This is a genomic window from Caballeronia zhejiangensis (assembly GCF_022879815.1).
Lineage (GTDB): Bacteria > Pseudomonadota > Gammaproteobacteria > Burkholderiales > Burkholderiaceae > Caballeronia > Caballeronia zhejiangensis.
The window spans coordinates 917,986-933,365 of record NZ_CP084285.1 but is presented as its reverse complement, the minus strand read 5'-3'; the positions used below and the strand labels follow the sequence as shown (position 1 = coordinate 933,365).

19 protein-coding genes are annotated in these 15,380 nt (G+C 65.4%); 8 read left to right on the top strand and 11 right to left on the bottom strand.

What is annotated here, in order from left to right:
- Positions 1-169: 169 nt before the first annotated feature.
- The 5 genes from LDZ23_RS25480 to LDZ23_RS25460 form a co-directional block, all read right to left on the bottom strand.
- The gene (locus LDZ23_RS25480; RefSeq protein WP_008347624.1) at positions 170-1,255 is read right to left on the bottom strand and encodes a lipocalin-like domain-containing protein; all 1,086 of its coding nucleotides are present in this window, start codon (positions 1,253-1,255) and stop codon (positions 170-172) included.
- A complete protein-coding gene (locus LDZ23_RS25475; protein ID WP_051996824.1) occupies positions 1,255-3,798 on the bottom strand; it encodes an FtsX-like permease family protein in 2,544 nt (847 codons plus the stop codon). The genes LDZ23_RS25480 and LDZ23_RS25475 overlap by 1 nt, the downstream gene beginning before the upstream one ends.
- A complete protein-coding gene (locus LDZ23_RS25470; protein ID WP_008347621.1) occupies positions 3,795-4,484 on the bottom strand; it encodes an ABC transporter ATP-binding protein in 690 nt (229 codons plus the stop codon). The genes LDZ23_RS25475 and LDZ23_RS25470 overlap by 4 nt, the downstream gene beginning before the upstream one ends.
- 54 nt (positions 4,485-4,538) lie before the next feature.
- Positions 4,539-5,114, bottom strand: a complete 576-nt coding sequence (locus tag LDZ23_RS25465; RefSeq protein ID WP_008347619.1) for a DUF1993 domain-containing protein — start codon at positions 5,112-5,114, stop codon at positions 4,539-4,541.
- 61 nt (positions 5,115-5,175) lie between these two features.
- The gene (locus tag LDZ23_RS25460) at positions 5,176-6,696 is read right to left on the bottom strand and encodes a BamB-related PQQ repeat family beta-propellar protein (protein ID WP_244808256.1); all 1,521 of its coding nucleotides are present in this window, start codon (positions 6,694-6,696) and stop codon (positions 5,176-5,178) included.
- Between LDZ23_RS25460 and LDZ23_RS25455 the strand changes: the two genes are divergently transcribed.
- Positions 6,683-7,030, top strand: a complete 348-nt coding sequence (locus tag LDZ23_RS25455; protein ID WP_235366246.1) for a hypothetical protein — start codon at positions 6,683-6,685, stop codon at positions 7,028-7,030. The two genes, LDZ23_RS25460 and LDZ23_RS25455, sit on opposite strands and share 14 nt — an antisense overlap.
- A gap of 246 nt (positions 7,031-7,276) precedes the next feature.
- Here the strand turns inward: LDZ23_RS25455 and LDZ23_RS25450 are convergent, their stop codons facing one another.
- Entirely contained in the window at positions 7,277-7,459 is a 183-nt protein-coding gene (locus LDZ23_RS25450; RefSeq protein WP_144403708.1) for a hypothetical protein, read from the bottom strand.
- Between the two features lie 131 nt (positions 7,460-7,590).
- Here LDZ23_RS25450 and LDZ23_RS25445 point away from each other — a divergent pair, with 131 nt between their 5' ends.
- The 6 genes from LDZ23_RS25445 (at position 7,591) to fnr (ending at position 11,355) form a co-directional block, all read left to right on the top strand.
- On the top strand, positions 7,591-7,818 hold the full coding sequence (locus LDZ23_RS25445; protein WP_008347615.1) for a hypothetical protein: 228 nt from the start codon (positions 7,591-7,593) through the stop codon (positions 7,816-7,818).
- Between the two features lie 84 nt (positions 7,819-7,902).
- A complete protein-coding gene (locus tag LDZ23_RS25440; protein WP_008347614.1) occupies positions 7,903-8,133 on the top strand; it encodes a hypothetical protein in 231 nt (76 codons plus the stop codon).
- 18 nt (positions 8,134-8,151) lie between these two features.
- A complete protein-coding gene (locus LDZ23_RS25435) occupies positions 8,152-9,246 on the top strand; it encodes a PAS domain-containing sensor histidine kinase (protein ID WP_034474259.1) in 1,095 nt (364 codons plus the stop codon).
- A 100-nt stretch (positions 9,247-9,346) separates the two neighbouring features.
- A complete protein-coding gene (locus tag LDZ23_RS25430; RefSeq protein WP_008347612.1) occupies positions 9,347-9,814 on the top strand; it encodes a universal stress protein in 468 nt (155 codons plus the stop codon).
- Positions 9,811-10,458 carry a response regulator gene (locus LDZ23_RS25425; protein WP_008347611.1) on the top strand — a complete coding sequence of 216 codons (648 nt, stop codon included), beginning with the start codon at positions 9,811-9,813 and terminating at the stop codon, positions 10,456-10,458. The genes LDZ23_RS25430 and LDZ23_RS25425 overlap by 4 nt, the downstream gene beginning before the upstream one ends.
- Before the next feature lie 162 nt (positions 10,459-10,620).
- Positions 10,621-11,355 (top strand): fumarate/nitrate reduction transcriptional regulator Fnr, encoded by a 735-nt coding sequence (gene fnr, locus LDZ23_RS25420; RefSeq protein ID WP_051078981.1) that lies wholly within the window; start codon positions 10,621-10,623, stop codon positions 11,353-11,355.
- On the opposite strand, the gene LDZ23_RS25415 is transcribed toward fnr, so the two are convergent.
- From LDZ23_RS25415 to LDZ23_RS25400, 4 genes are all read right to left on the bottom strand, one after another.
- On the bottom strand, positions 11,331-11,636 hold the full coding sequence (locus tag LDZ23_RS25415) for a DUF1488 family protein (RefSeq protein WP_008347608.1): 306 nt from the start codon (positions 11,634-11,636) through the stop codon (positions 11,331-11,333). The genes fnr and LDZ23_RS25415 overlap by 25 nt on opposite strands.
- Positions 11,637-11,730: 94 nt before the next feature.
- Positions 11,731-12,042 (bottom strand): hypothetical protein, encoded by a 312-nt coding sequence (locus LDZ23_RS25410; protein WP_008347607.1) that lies wholly within the window; start codon positions 12,040-12,042, stop codon positions 11,731-11,733.
- A gap of 52 nt (positions 12,043-12,094) precedes the next feature.
- On the bottom strand, positions 12,095-12,541 hold the full coding sequence (locus tag LDZ23_RS25405) for a universal stress protein (RefSeq protein ID WP_008347606.1): 447 nt from the start codon (positions 12,539-12,541) through the stop codon (positions 12,095-12,097).
- Positions 12,542-12,583: 42 nt separating this feature from the next.
- Positions 12,584-13,621 (bottom strand): zinc-dependent alcohol dehydrogenase family protein, encoded by a 1,038-nt coding sequence (locus LDZ23_RS25400; RefSeq protein ID WP_008347604.1) that lies wholly within the window; start codon positions 13,619-13,621, stop codon positions 12,584-12,586.
- Positions 13,622-13,774: 153 nt separating this feature from the next.
- On the opposite strand from LDZ23_RS25400, the gene LDZ23_RS25395 reads away from it, so the two are divergent.
- A complete protein-coding gene (locus LDZ23_RS25395) occupies positions 13,775-13,969 on the top strand; it encodes a hypothetical protein (protein ID WP_008347602.1) in 195 nt (64 codons plus the stop codon).
- 19 nt (positions 13,970-13,988) lie between these two features.
- Here LDZ23_RS25395 and LDZ23_RS25390 read toward each other — a convergent pair whose 3' ends face one another.
- A complete protein-coding gene (locus LDZ23_RS25390; RefSeq protein WP_008347599.1) occupies positions 13,989-15,329 on the bottom strand; it encodes an MFS transporter in 1,341 nt (446 codons plus the stop codon).
- Positions 15,330-15,380 lie beyond the last annotated feature (51 nt).

Below are 15,380 nucleotides of genomic sequence, written 5' to 3'. Positions count from 1 at the left end.
GGGCAAATCGTCGGGGAACTTCGGACAAAAAGGCGCGCTGACATGGAAAGGCGAGACGGCGGAGGCGTGTCGAGCGAGACTATGAGACTTTTCTTAAACGAAGCTTAAGCTGCCCCTTTTTACGCTTTTGTACGAAGTTTCGCTGCAGTTGCACGAGGATGCCGCCACTTCACCGCTTTTCGATCTCGATCGTCTTTGCGTATCCCGTCAGTTCGAGATATCCGCGTCCTTTTCCGCCGTCGCCGTCGAGCGTGACCGCGCCTTCCCAGTACAGCGCGCCGGTCGAATCGCGCGAGTCGAGTTCCTGATCGTCCATGAGCGGAGTCAGCCGCCAACGCATTCCGCCGACGCGCAGGTTCATCGCCACCGGATACGTCGTGTTCGTGCGTGGCGAGCGCCACTCGCGCTCGGGCGTGAATTCCACATCGCCGGGGCCGAATTGTCGGGTGCGGCCGTCGCGATCGCGCAATGCGGCGTGCGCCCAGACCGAATGGCCGTCGCGGGCGCGGACCTTGAAGGCCATCAGCGCGGAGCCGTCGTCGAGATTCGCGCCGAGCCAGTCCCAGCCGGCCGCATCGGATGGCAGCAACGTGCTCGACCATTCGTGATCGAGCCAGGCACGGCCCGTCACGGCGACGCCCGCATTCGCCTTTGCCGATGCCGATGGCCGCACGACGCTGCCCGTCACCTTGAGCTGCGGCTCGCTGTAGTAATAGCTCGCCTGCTCCGGCGACGGCCCTTTGCGCGAGTAGCCGCCTTCGCCCTGGAACATCGGCGGCTGCGTCGGCGTGAAGGTGAGATGGAGCGCGAATCCGGCGGCATCGGCGATGACCGTGTAGCTGCCGTCCGCCGCGCGCGACATGCGCCATGCGTCGAGCTTGACGTCGGTGTTGCCTTCCTTCGCGTACGCCAGACCGAAGCCCTGCCGCGCGATGTTCTGATCGTGCGCGAGCCGCCCGTACGCGGGATCGGACAACGCCGCATGCGCGATGACGAGTTGCGACGGATCGAACGCGCTCTTGCCGTGCTTCTTGCCGGTGTTCGAGCGAAAGAACGTGATCTGAAACCCGAGCGGCTGGTGCTCCGCCGTCTCGAGCCAGCCGGTCGCGTACCACCATTCCGTGCGATACGGCGGATGCGCGCCGCTGTCCTTCGGCCAGTCGATGACGTGGCCGGGCGCGACGGGCGCGAACTTCGGCTCGCCGGCGAATGCGGTCATCGACATGAGCATCAACGCGAAAAGCAGCGCGCGCATCACCAGTCCTCCCGCACGGCGCGCACCGCATCGACCGACACGGCGCGCCGGCCCGACAGCACCGCCGTCGCGCACGACGACACCATCATCACGCACGCGATCGCCGCGATCATCGTCGACGGAATGTGCAGCGACATGCTCCAGTGAAACGACTGCGGATTCACGACGAACACGAGAATCAGGCTGATCGCGAAGCCGAGCACGCAGCCCATCGCGATGCCGAGCAGCGTGAGCCAGCCCGCTTCCGAAGCGAGCAGCCCGAGAATCTGCGCGCGCGTCACGCCGACGTGCCGCAGCATGCCGAATTCGCGCGAGCGCGCGAGCGTCTGCATCGAAAACGTCGCGCCGACGCCGAACAGCCCGATGACGATCGCGACCGCTTCGAGCAGATACGTCATGGCGAAACTGCGGTCGAAAATGGTCAGCGTGCGCGCGCGGATCTCGCCCGGTTGCGAGAATTCGAGCGCGCCGCCGAAGGGCAGCTTTTTGATCGCGTCGATGACCTGCGCCGCGCCCGAACCCGCGCGCAACGTAATGGCGATGTCGGTGGCGGCCGTGTCGCCGGTCAGCCGCCGATAGTCCGCGATACGCATTTGCAGCGCGCCCGTCTGCCGCACGTAGTCGCGCCATATGCCCGCGACGACGAAACGCTCGCCCGCGCCGCCGACGGGCAAGCTCACGCGCTCGCCCACGCGATAGCCATACAGATCGGCCATCGCTTCCGAGGCCCAGACGGGCGTTTCGCCCGCGCGCCACGCGGATGGCGGCAACGCATCGCCGGTCATCTGCAACGTCGCGCCGGGATCGGCGGCGTCGAGCTCGCGCGCGATCAGCGCGACCGGCGGCTTCGCGGGATCGAGCGTCAGCTTCGTCGCGCGCGTGAACGCCGCGTGCGCGACGCCATCGACTGCTGCGATCTGCGTTTGCTGATCGGGCTGCAAGCCGCCCGTGTCGCCGCTCGATGCGATCCGCACATAAAGATCCGCCGACAGCAGATGCGCGAGCCAGTCTTCGACGGACACGCGAAAGCTCGTCACCATGATCGCCATCGCGACGATCAGCGTGAAGCTCGACAGCACGCCGCCCATCGCGATCGATGCCTGCCCGGGCGCATTCGCGAGACGCGCGAGCGCGAGCGTCGCGACGGCGTTGCGCGGTTTCATCGCGCGGCGGAACACGATTGCCGTGACACGCGGCATCAGCGCGATGCCGCCGACGAGCAGCAGCGCGACGGCGAGATAACCGCCGATGGGCGCATCGAAAACGGGCGGCGCCTGCGTCAGCGCCGCGCCTGCCGCGAGGCACGCGAGCGCGGGCCACGGCGTGCCGAGCGGTGCGAGCGCGGCTTCTTCGCTGCCCGCCTTCAACGCGGGCGCGGGCCGGGCGCGCGCCGCTTCGAGCGCGGGAACGAGCGTGCCCGCGAGCGCGACGCCGATGCCCAGCGCGAGAAAGATCGCGCTCGCTAGCGGATCGAAGACGACGCGCGGCTCGACGCCCGGAAAATATCCGCCGCCGAGATCGCTGCCGAAAAAGCGCAACGCGAGCGCCGCGACCGTGAAGCCGAGCGCGATGCCGAGCACGCCGCCCACCACGCCGAGCAGCGCGCCTTCGAGCATGATCTGCCGCACGAGCGATGCGCGCGTCATGCCGAGCACGCGCAGCATCGCGAATTGCGCGCGACGGCGCACGACGCCCGCGGCTTGCGTCGAGAACACGAGAAACGCGCCGGTAAACAGCGCGACGAGCGCGAGCACGTTCATATTGATGCGATACGCGCGCGACAGCCGGTCCGTCCGGCTCTCGATATCCTGCGTGCCGGTCACGACGAGCCGCGCGCCGAGTTCGCGTTGCAGCGTCTCGCGGAACGCATCGCGATCGACGCCGCGCGCGAGTTGCACATCCACGCGCGATAGCTTGCCCGCCATGCCGAAGCGGTTCTGCACGGCGGCGATATCCATCACCGCGATGCGCTGGCCGGGACGCGTTCGCGCGATGCCGCCCGCGACGCGCAACGTCACGGGCGACGTGCCGCTTTGCAATTCGATGCGTCCGCCATCGCGCGCGCCGAGCCAGGCGAGCGCGGCGGGCGAAAGAAAGATCGCGTCATCGGCGAGAACATCGAACGATGCTTCCGGCGAGGGCACGCCGGTCAGGTCCGGCGCGATGCGCTTCGCGCGGAACACGTCGATGCCGAGCACCTTGAGCGGCGCGTTCTTGCCGGGCACGGCGACATCGAGTTCGAGCACCGGACTCGCGGCGGCCACGCCCGCGCGCGTCGCGAGCCGCGGATAAACGTTCTCGTCGATGAAAGGCTGCGCGCCGCGCACTTGCAAGTCGGCTTGACCGGAAAGGCTGCGCGCGGCGGCGGAAAACTCGTTGAACGCCGCGCCGTTGATGAGCTGCACCGCATAACCGAGCCCGACGCCGAGCGCGATCGTCAGCATGGCGACGAGCGCGCGTCCGCGATGGCTGCGCCATTGCGCGCCGAGCAGCCAGCGCGTGAGCGTGTCGAAGAATCCGCATCCGGCGGCGATATCGCTCATCGGGCGAGCGTCGCGGCGTGCAAGGCGCCGTCGCGCAGAATCACGACGCGATCCGCGAACGCGGCCGCCGCTTCGGAATGCGTGACCATCACCGTCGCGGCGCGCGTCGCCTTGGTTTCGGCGCGCAGCAATTCGAGCACTTCGTGCGCGGTCTGCGGATCGAGATTGCCGGTGGGTTCATCGGCGAGAATGAGGCGCGGCCGATGCACCAGCGCGCGCGCAATCGCCACGCGCTGCAACTCGCCGCCGGAAAGCTGGCGCGGCATGTCGTCGCCGCGTCCGTCGAGGCCGACCGCCGCGAGCATGGCGCGCGCGGGCGCGGGCGGCATGCCGTTCAGCAGCAGCGGCACCGCGACGTTCTGATACAGCGTCAGATGCGGCAGGACGTGAAACGCCTGGAACACGAAGCCGAGCTTTTGCCGGCGCAGGCGCGTGGCGGCGTCGTCGGGAAGCGTCGAGATCGATGCGCCGTCGATCAGCACGTCGCCGCTATCGGCGGTGTCGAGGCCCGCGATCAGATTGAGCAGCGTCGATTTGCCGACGCCCGAGTCGCCCATGATCGCGACGAACTCGCCCGCGCCGAGCGCGAAGTCGAGCGCGTCGAGCACGATGCGGCCGCTGCCGTAGGTTTTCGTCAGGCGGCGGCATTCGAGGGCGGGAGAAACGTTCGGGTCGGCGGGTCGCATGGCGCAAGGTCGTAGTTCGTGTCTGCGCAAGCATTGTGCCGAAGTCGCGCGGATTCAGCCCGATTGGGGCAGCGTGCCGGGCCGGATATACGAGAACATGTGCGCCACGTAATCCGGCTTGCCGAGCGGCACGCCGTGGTTGCGCAGGATCGCGTAAGCGGTCATCGCGTGGAAATAGAACTGCGGCAGCGACCAGTCGCGCGCGTATTGCTCGCCGGTCATGTCGAAGACGATGCCGTTCGGCAGATCGAGCGCGATCGGCTCGCCGGTTCCGGCGTCGAGCGCATCGGAAGTGAGGTTCGAGAGCAATGCGATCGCATCGGCGATGCAGGCTTGCGCATCGGCGAACGTGCCCGGCGCTTCGTTCGAATGCGCGCCTTCTTTCCGCACGCGCAGCACTGTCTGCGGCAGGTCTTCGCCGCGCAGCCGGTACACCGGTTCCTGTGCCTGAAAGCACACGAAGCGCACTTGCGCGGCGAGCGGAAACATGTCGGGCGCGAGACGCAAGGTCATCAGCGCGTCGGGATTCGCGCCTTTCTCGTGCTGAAATGCAGCGGCTTTATCGAGCCACGCCGACAGGTTCTTCAACGTCTGCACGAACGTCGGAACAAGAAGACGGGTCAGTTGCATCGGAAGCTCCATGGGTCGAGGTAACGCGATCTTATATCGATGCGGCCCCGACCCGCGCCAGTCATCCGCCGAGCAGACCGAACACCATCACGCCCGTCTCCGTGCCGACGTAGACCTTGCCGTTCGCGACCGTCGGCGAGATGAACTTGTTGTTGCCGAACTGATCGCGCGTGCCCGCCTGATTGCTGTTGTAAAGCTCGATCGCGAGATTGCTCGCGTCGTAGGCATGCAGCACGGCGGTCGGCGTGGTGTTCTCGACGCCCCATACGATGCCGTCGGTATTGCCATTCGCGGAAATGACCGGCGCGAGGCCCGGAAAATTCCAGTTGCCCGCGGGACTCGTCGTCTGGCTCGATGCGCTTGTCGCGACCATCGCGTTGACGACGGGCAGCGCCTTCAGATGATCGCCCGCCGGGCCGACGTAGATCGTGTTGTTGTAGAACGCCGGCGCGGTGAACATCGGACCGGTGATCGTCGAGTAAAGCGGCTGATAGATGTGATCCGCGTTCGAATCGAACTTGCCCATCGAATCGCGGTTCACGACGTAGAGGACGCGCGTCTTGCCGCCGCCTATCGCGAGATGCTGCACGTTGCCGTTGATGTCGGTGACATCGGGCAGCACGAGCACGCCGCCCGAGCCGAGATCCAGATCCTGGTTCGATTCCACCACGGTGTTCGACGGCTCGAAGTAATCGTTGACCTGAAGCGCGAACGTCGCGCTCGGCGTGACCTTGAGGAAGCCGTTGCCGAAGTTGTTCCTGATGGGCATGTCCTGCGCGTTGATGGTCGCGTCGAACGTGCCGTTGCCGTCGAGGAAATAGATCGACGTGCCGTCCGATGCCAGGCCCGCGCCGCCCATCCAGATGCCGCCCATCTCGCCGTTCGGCGTGACGTTGAGGATGCCCGTCTGCTTGAGCGTGTCCGCGCTGTAGCCGATGAGCCAGCCGGTATACGGCAGCGTGTCGCAATGCGAGCTCCACGCCGTATAGACGACGCCGTTCAGCAGCAGCAGCGACGCGCGCTCGATGTACTGGCCCGGCGTGAACGGCACGACGCCGTTCACGCTGCCCGATCCGGTGCCGGGATACGAGCCGGTGATTTCGGTCGGGCCGCCGAACAGTTCGCCGCCCGTTGCGATGTCGATGGCGTGGATGCGCTGGTGATACGCGCCGCCGCTGTCCTTCGACATGCCGACGACATAGATCACGCCGTTGGGCCCGCGCGAGCGGTCGATGACCGGCGTCGCCGTGATGCCGATTTTCGGCGTGGTCTGGTCGCAGCCGTGATCGTCGCTCGGCACTTCGCCCGCGCCGAGCGTCGAGACTTGCCAGAGCACGGCGCCGGTGTCGGCATCGAACGCGTAGAGGGTCGCGTTCTCGGTCGCGACGTACAGCACGTTATGCGTGCCGCCCGCGATCGGCACGTTGGCGAGAAAGAGCGGTTGCGCATCGACGGCGCCATCGACGGCATAGAAGCCGAGCTTGCCGAACGTGGACGACTTCACGCTGGCGAGCGTGAGCCGGGTCTCGGCGAGCTGCTGCGCGGTGCGGCGGATGTCGTTGTGATACGTGGTGACATCCATCGGAGTCGATGCGGACGGCGAGTTCGTCGCGGGAGCGCTTGCGCTCGCGGGCGCGCTCGCGCCGTTTGCCGACGATGCGGCCGAAGGACTGGATGCCGACGCTGGGCTCGACGCCGACGCGGGACCGGATGCCGACGCGGAGCCGCCGGATGTCGAGGACGGATCGGAGGAGCTTCCTCCGCTGCATCCACCGATGATTGCTGCGATAGCGACTGCGATCACGCCAACCGATAAATGCCCTTTCATCTGCGATCTCCGTTCAGGAGGGGCCGGCCCCGGTGCAGTCGCGATTATTGTCTGCAACGGCTTAAAAAAGTGGACGACGGTCGGCTGAACGCTAGGCTTTGGCGGAACGGTCGGCGGGCTGTATGTATGCGTCTCACGAATTCGCAGACAGCGGAAAAAAACCCGGACGATCGGGCAGCCAGCGCGGACGTGCGGGCAGGACTGCAAGCGGACGTTAAAGGCACAGTAAGGCTCAGGACGGGACCCGGTTCGTATCGCTATCGCAGCACTGTGCGGTCTTGCCCGATTTCGACAGATGTTTTCGAGGTGAGACGCAGATGAAACGCTTGACCGCTCAGGTGATGTGCCACCCGCTCGTCGCGATCGCGGCGCTTTTCGCAGCCGATCTGCTGATGCGCTCCGATTCGGGGCTCTCCGGCGCGATGTACGTCGTCGCGGCGAAGTCGGTATCGAGACTGTTCAACGCGATGCGCAGAGGCGCGACCCGATGCCCGCCCGATTGGTCGGACTTAAGCATTTGCATGGGAAAAGTAAAAAAGCTTAAATCGGATTAAGCGACAAAAATTGAACGGTTAGGCTTACTGCTTACGGAATGTAGGCAAACGTCAGAATTGCCACGCCGGCAAAACATTAGAACCTGAGAGAGCAATGAATCGACCCGACGACGTGATCTACAAAGGGCACGTACTGAGCGCGACCGCCGTCCCGGAGCAGGACAGATACGCGGCGATGCTCATCGTGCGAGAACCGGACGGCACGCGCCGTTCGAGCGGAATGCTCGGCGAATTCGCCAGCGAAACGGGCGCGGTGCGCTACGCGTTCGCTTACGGCATGGCCGAGATCGACTATCGACAGTCAGTGCAGAACCCGCGCTGATCCGCGCTGATCCGCGCGCATTCGCTCTCACGCCGCGGCATGCCTGCCGCATAAGCCTTTCGATCATCTCCACCGGTCAAATCTATGATCATCTATCATCGGGGAGCGGCTTTTAAGCCCTCCGCCACTCGTGTAGGCAACGCGTTCGTCGCGACCGCGTCGATTCTCGAAGAGGACGGCCATGCCACCTCGCTCGGCAATCTCGGCGCATTCGCAAGCAAGGACGGCGCGCTCGGCTTCGCGGTGCGCTGCGCGACCGCGTTTCTCGACGGCGACGAGCTGCCCTTGCCGCCCTTTCAGATGATGAAGCAATAGCGCCGCAACGCGTCGACGTTGCAAGCGCATCCGCCCGTTGCAACGATGATCGACTGCTCCGCGACCGAACCCGGCAACACGCCTTCGCTGCTGACGGACGCACCTTTCCGTCTGCTGGTCGAAGCGGTCGAGGACTACGCGATCTTCCTGCTCGACGCGCACGGCCACGTCGCGACCTGGAACAACGGCGCGCGGCGGATCAAGGGCTATGACGCGAGCGATATCGTCGGCCGTCATTTTTCCGTCTTCTATCCGGGCGACGATATCGCCGCGCGCAAGCCGCACAACGCCCTCTCGACGGCGGCGCGCGTGGGCCGCGTCGAGGACGAAGGCTGGCGCATCCGCAAAGACGGCAGCCGCTTCTGGGCGAACGTCGTCATCACCGCGTTGCACGATCCGTCGGGTAGTCTGATCGGCTTCGCCAAAGTCACGCGCGACATGACCGACCGCTTGCGGCTCACGGAACTGCAGCATGCGCGCGAGCTCTCCGCGCACGTACAGACGGCGCTGGAAAACGAGCGCGCGTCGATTGCCCGCGAGTTGCACGACGATCTCGGCCAGCAGCTTGCCGCGCTCAAAATGCAGTTGTCGATTCTCGACAGCACCGCGCCGAACGCGCGCTTCAAACAGCAGGCGCTCACGCAAATCGACACGATCATCGGTTCGCTGCGACGCATCGCGGCGGGCCTGCGTCCGCCCGTGCTCGACGATCTCGGCCTTTTCGCCGCAATCGACTGGCTCGTTTGCGATTACCGCCGCCGCTACGATCTGACGATCCATCTGGATATCGAAGGCGACGAGGACGGCTTCGAGGCGACTGCGTCCACGTCGCTCTTCCGGCTCGTGCAGGAAGCGCTGACGAACGTCGTGCGCCACGCGCGGGCATCGGAAGTTCGCATCGCGATCGGCTGCGCGTATGCGCGCTGCACGCTGACGATCGAGGATGACGGCCGCGGCGCGGATATCGAACGGCCGCGCGCGGCGGGCACGTTCGGCCTGCTCGGCATGGGCGAGCGCGTGCGGCAACTGGGCGGCGTCATCGAGTTTCGCAGCGCGCCGGGCGAAGGCTTTCGCGTCGTCGTGGACATTCCGCTTCATCGCCCCCGCCGATGACGATTCCGTTCCTTGACTTGCGTCAACCGTTTTGCATACGCCGTCCGTAGACTCGATCGCACACCCGCGACGCGCCAACACACCGGATCAGGAGATCGTCATGTACAACCGCATTCTCGTGCCCATCGACGGCAGCCCGACTTCCCTCCACGCCCTCGATGAGGCGATCAGGATCGCAAGCGCGAGCGCGGCGCAAATTCAGCCGCTCTTCGTCGTCGACATGCAGCCCGTTTCCTACGACGCCACGAGCGCGTTCTATCCTGGCCTGCGCGACGCATTGCTGGAGGAAGGCCGGCGGCTCGCTGCGACGGCCACGGAGCGCATGACGCAAGCGGGCGTCAAGGGCACGCCGCGCGTGTGCGAAGTCGAGTATCTCGGCGATGACATCCCGCAGCGCATCCGTCATTGCGCCGACGATTTCCGCGCCGATCTCGTCGTCATGGGCACGCACGGGCGGCGCGGCTTGCGGCGGATCGTGCTCGGCAGCGTCGCGGAAGGTTTCGCGCGGCTGTCGCGGTGTCCCGTTCTGCTGGTGCCGGGCCGCGAAACGGAAGAACCGAATCCATGACGACGAAAGTCCTGATCGCCGATGACCACGCGCTCGTGCGCGACGGCCTGCGCCATATCCTCGCGAACGCGCACGGCTTCGAGGTCGCCGGCGAAGCGAGCGACGGGCCGGGCACGCTCGCGCTCGTGCGCGCAACGGAGGCGGACGTGCTCGTGCTCGATCTGTCGATGCCCGGCCGCAGCGGCCTCGACCTGCTCAAGCAGATCAAGGACGAAAAGCCCGCGCTGCGCATTCTCGTGCTCACGATGCACGCCGAGCAGCAATACGCCGCGCGTGCGTTCAAGGCCGGCGCGTCGGGCTATCTGACGAAGGAAAGCGCGAGCGCGGAGCTGGTCGCGGCGGTCGCCAAGGTCGCGTCGGGCGGCGCGTACGTGAGCCTCGCGATGGCCGAACGCTTCGCGCAAAGCCTCACCGAACCTGACGATGCGCTACCGCATCAGCGATTGTCGAACCGCGAGTTCGAAGTGTTCCGGCGGCTGTGCGCGGGCGAATCCATCAGCGATATCGGCGAGGCGTTGTGCGTGAGCGCGAAGACCATCAGCACCTACAAGGCGCGCATCCTCGAAAAAATGCAGATTCCCCACGAAGCCGCGCTCGTGCGCTACGCGGTGCGCCATCAGCTTTTCGACGACGACAGCGCCTGAATCGAAGCGGCGCGTGTCGGCATTTCCCTACACGTCTTCCCGAATGCCTACGGCACGATCAGCCAGCACCGACATTTTTTCGAGACAGCGCACTCCATAATTGGACACGTGACATGCGGGATCGCGCGTCGATGCGCGATCCGGTTCGACAGGAGGCGCAGCATGATTTCCGCGAGCGCAGACAGTCCCGGCATGCACGTCGACGCGAAGCCGCCGAGCACGCGTTGCTCGACGTGTTCGATGAAGCGCATCTGCATGCCGTCCGGCTTGTCGCCGGTCGATTATCAGCGTCTCGACGCGATGATCAGCTCGACGCGCTTCGTGCGGCGCGGCGAAACGCTTTTCCGCAGCGGCGATCCCTTCCAGAGTCTCTATGCGCTGCGCAGCGGCTGCTTCAAGACCGTCGTCATGCATCGCGAAGGACACGAGCAGGTCACGGGCTTTCATCTGGCGGCCGAGCCCCTCGGGTTCGACGGCGTGAGCACCGACCGCCACGCGTGCGACGCCATCGCGCTGGAAGACAGCGTCGTCTGCATCGTTCCGTTCGATCTGCTCGAATTGCTGTGCCGCGAAGTGAAGGCGGTGCAGCATCACGTTCATCGCATGATGTGCGGCGAGATCGTGCGCGAATCCAATCTGATGATGCTGCTCGGCACGATGACGGCGGAGCAGCGCGTCGCGGCCTTCCTGCTCAATCTGTCGACGCGCATGAAGGCGCGCGGCTATTCGCCCGCGCAATTCGTGCTGCGCATGACGCGCGAGGAAATCGGCAGCTATCTCGGGCTGAAGATCGAAACGGTCAGCCGCATGTTCTCGCGGCTGCAAAAGGCCGGCGTGATCGACGCGCGCGGCAAGGACGTGCGGATCCTCGATCAGGCGCGGCTCGAAGCAGTCTGAGCGCGCGCTTCGCGAAAGCGGAAAAATCCGCTGCGCAGCATCACCGACGTGCCGCCGACGCGGCTCAGCACATGTTCGGCGGCGCCTTCTATCGACGAGCGATGGCTCTCGAACGCCTGCTGCAGATCTTCCTCACGCCACGACGCCGCGCCGAAGTGATCCTCCAGCGCTTCGGCCGAAATGGTGCACTCGATCGGCTCACCGTCCGCGAAGGCGGCGAAAGTGAGCGAAGGGACATCGCCCTGATAGACGGGCGGCTGACTCGGAAACGTAACGATCATGCCGATACCTCGTGGAACGTTGATGCGACGCGAGCCGGCGCAGCGCATATCCACTTAGTCTTGGCCACGGTTTCGGAGCGCGTATTGATCTGGATCAAATCGCATCCGGCGCGCCGCGCTGAAGCAGCAGCTGAACGGCGTCATCGAATGTATGACGCAGCGCCGCGTTCACGTCGGCGTGTGTGCAGCGTTGCACCGTGACCTGCTCGGAATCGCGCGTGAGCAGAACCAGTTGCGCGTCGAAGACGGTGCGTCCCGCGCGATCGAGCGACGCCTTGATCGTGAGCCTGCAATCGACGATGTCTTTCGCGACGCCCGCAAGCCGCACGAGTTCGACGCCCGCTTCGCGTTCGATCGCGCTCGAGCCCGCGAAGCCGAGGCAGGCGATCTGCATTCCGAGGCCCATGTCATTGTTCTCCGGTCAGGCCATCGCGCGGGCGCGCCTCACTCGTCGTGGCTCACGCGTCTTTCGCGACATGCTTCGGTGCGCGCGTGAGCAGCACCGGACACGTCGAGCGTCTGACGAACGCTTCCGCGACGCTGCCGAGCGCGAGCCTGCGCAACCCGGTCCGGCCATGCGTGCCCATCACGACGAGATCCGCGGGCATGTGCACCGCGCGGCGCTGCAGGCACTTCGCGATCGTATCGGTGACATTGCGCGTCTCCGCGAGTTCCGTTTCGCATTCGATGCCCGCATCGATCACGCGCGCATACGCGATATCGAGCGCGTGCCCGCCTTCCTCGCGCACGTTCACGCGATACTGCGCCGGATACGACGAAAGCGCGGCCACGTCGATCACGTACACGACATTCACTCGCGCACGCGCGCCGATGCGGATCGCTTCGTCGAGCGCGCGTTGCGAGCACTCGCTGCCATCGAGCGCAACCAGGATTTTGCGGTACATCGTTTTTCGGCCCGCACGGCTTCCCGCTGAAGGCCGCCCACTTCAAATTTCGATGATGACCTTCAGCGCGTTCGTTTCCGCCGCGCGGCCAAAGGTGTCGTAAGCGTCGAGCGCGCGCGCGAGCGTGAAGCGGTGCGTGATGAGCTGCTTCGGCTGCAGCCGCCCCGCGCGCACGGTCTTGAGCAGCATCGGCGTGCTGACCGTATCGACGAGACGCGTCGTGATGCTGATGTTGCGATCCCAGAGCGATTCGAGATGCAGATCGGCCTTCACGCCATGCACGCCGACATTCGCGATGGTGCCGCCCGCCGCGACGATCTGCTGGCACAGCTCGAAGGTCGCCGGCACGCCGACCGCTTCGACGGCGCAATCGACGCCCGCGCCATCGGTCAGACGCATGATCTCGGCGACGGCCTCCGTGCGCGCGATGTCGATGCACGCGCTCGCGCCGAACGTGCGCGCGATTTCGAGCCGATGCGCGTCGCGATCGATCATGACGATCTGCGCCGGCGCGTAGAACTGCGCGGTGAGCAAGGCGGCGAGACCGACCGGCCCCGCGCCGACTATCGCGACCGTGCTGCCCGGCTGCACGCGCCCGTTGAGCACGCCGCATTCGAAGCCCGTCGGAAGAATGTCGGAGAGCATGACGAGCGCCTCTTCCTCGACATCTGCCGGAATCGGATAGAGGCTCGTATCCGCGTGGGGGATGCGCACGTATTCGGCCTGCGTGCCGTCGATCTTGTGGCCGAGAATCCAGCCGCCCGTCGCGCAATGCGAATACATGCCGCGCCGGCACGCCTCGCACTTTCCGCACGACGAAATGCACGAGATCAGCACGCGATCGCCCGGCTTGAACGTCGACACCGCCGCGCCGACGTCCTCGACGACGCCCACGCCTTCGTGACCCAACACGCGGCCGGGCTCGCAGGTGGGAACATCGCCCTTGAGAATGTGCAGATCGGTTCCGCAGATGGTCGTGCGCGTCACGCGAACGATCGCATCGGTGGCGGCGGCGAGCGCGGGTTTCGGCCGCTCGTCGAGCGACTTGATGCCGGGGCCGTGATAGACGAGTGCTTTCATCTGCGAACTCCGTTGCGTGGCGCGTGACGTGAATCGACGCTCTCACTCTATCGGGACGCTCACGGCTCCGATTGACTTGAATCAAGCGCACGCGCATATCGCGAGTAACATGAAACCACCTGATTGACTGCGTTTTCATTTTCAGGAGGCTGCATGAAAGCGGTGTGTCCGTTGCATGGACCGACGACCATCGTCCGCACGAACGCGTACGGCTTTCCGGTCTATGCGTGCTGCTGCCACGACGTCCCTTATGTCACGCCGCCCGATGCCTGCACGCGCGCGCCGACGCAGCGCGGCGCTCCATCCGAGCCGCAGAAGGCCCGGCAACCGAAGCCCGCGAAGGAGTGATTGCCGGGCGCACGCGTCGTTACGCCGGATCGGCGGCGGCCACGGCGATGGCGTCATTGCGCGAACGACGCGCATCGATCAGACAAACGGCAAGCATCGCGATGACGCCGGGCACCGCGATGGCGACGAAGTTCTGCTGCAGCGGCAACGCCTTGCTCACGAGAAAGCCGATCACGATAGGCGCGAGAATCGCCCCGCTGCGCCCGATGCCAGACGCCCAGCCGATGCCCGTCGAGCGGATCGCGGTCGGATAGAACTGACCGGCGAACGCATACGTGACGATCTGCGTGCCGATCGTCGATGCGCCCGCGAGACCCACCAGGAAAAACAGCACGCCGACCGGCACCTTCACGCCCAACAGGCTGATGGAAATCGCGGCGAGCGCGTACATGGCGATCAGCACGTACTTGATGTTGAAGCGGTCCGCGAGCCATCCGCCGCCGATCGCGCCGATCATCGCGCCGAAGTTCAGAACGAGCACGAATGTGAGCGCCGAGCCGAGGCTGTGCCCCGCGCCAGCCATCAGTTTCGTCAGCCACGAACTCAGCGCGTAGACCATGAAGAGGCACATGAAGAACGCGATCCACAACATGACGGTGCTCATGCCGCGTCCTTCGGCGAAGAGTCGCGCGATCGGCGAACCGGGCGCGGCTTCGCGATCGGAAAGCGCGAAGCGGTCGGCCTCTTGCGGCACATAGCGCGGATCGACGCGCGAAAGAATGTCCTTCAGGCGCGCCGCGCGTTCGTTTCGCACGAGGAATGCGAGCGACTCGGGCATGTACTTGAGGATCACAGGCGCGAGCAGCGCCGGAAGGCCCGCCGCGATGAAGACGGATTGCCAGCCGTAGCGCTCGATCATCCCCTTGCCGACGAGCGCCGCGAGCATGCCGCCGACGGAATATCCGCTGAACATCAGCGTCACCATCGTGCTGCGGATCTTGCGCGGCGAATACTCGGTCATTTGCGCGACGACATTCGGCATGACGCCGCCGATGCCCAGTCCCGCGAGAAAGCGCGCGATGCCGAACGTCACGGGATCGCGCGTCAATCCGGCCGCGGCCGTGAATACGCTGAACAGCAGCAGACAAATGACGATGGCGGGCACGCGGCCGATCCTGTCGGCAATCGTGCCGAGAAACACCGCGCCGATCATCATGCCGAGCAGCGCGGAACTCACCATGAATCCGGCGCTCGTCGGCTGAATGCCCATGTCGCTCATGATCGACGGAAGCGCGATCCCGACGACCGCGAGATCGTATCCGTCGAAGATGATGATGAGCGCGCACCAGAACAGAAGCAGCAAATGAAACTTGCTGAACCGGGCATCGTCGCATAGCTTTTGCACGTCTATTTGCCGCATGGGTGTCTCCAAGGATGTAGGACTTGCTTTGATTCCGCGATTTTTAATGTA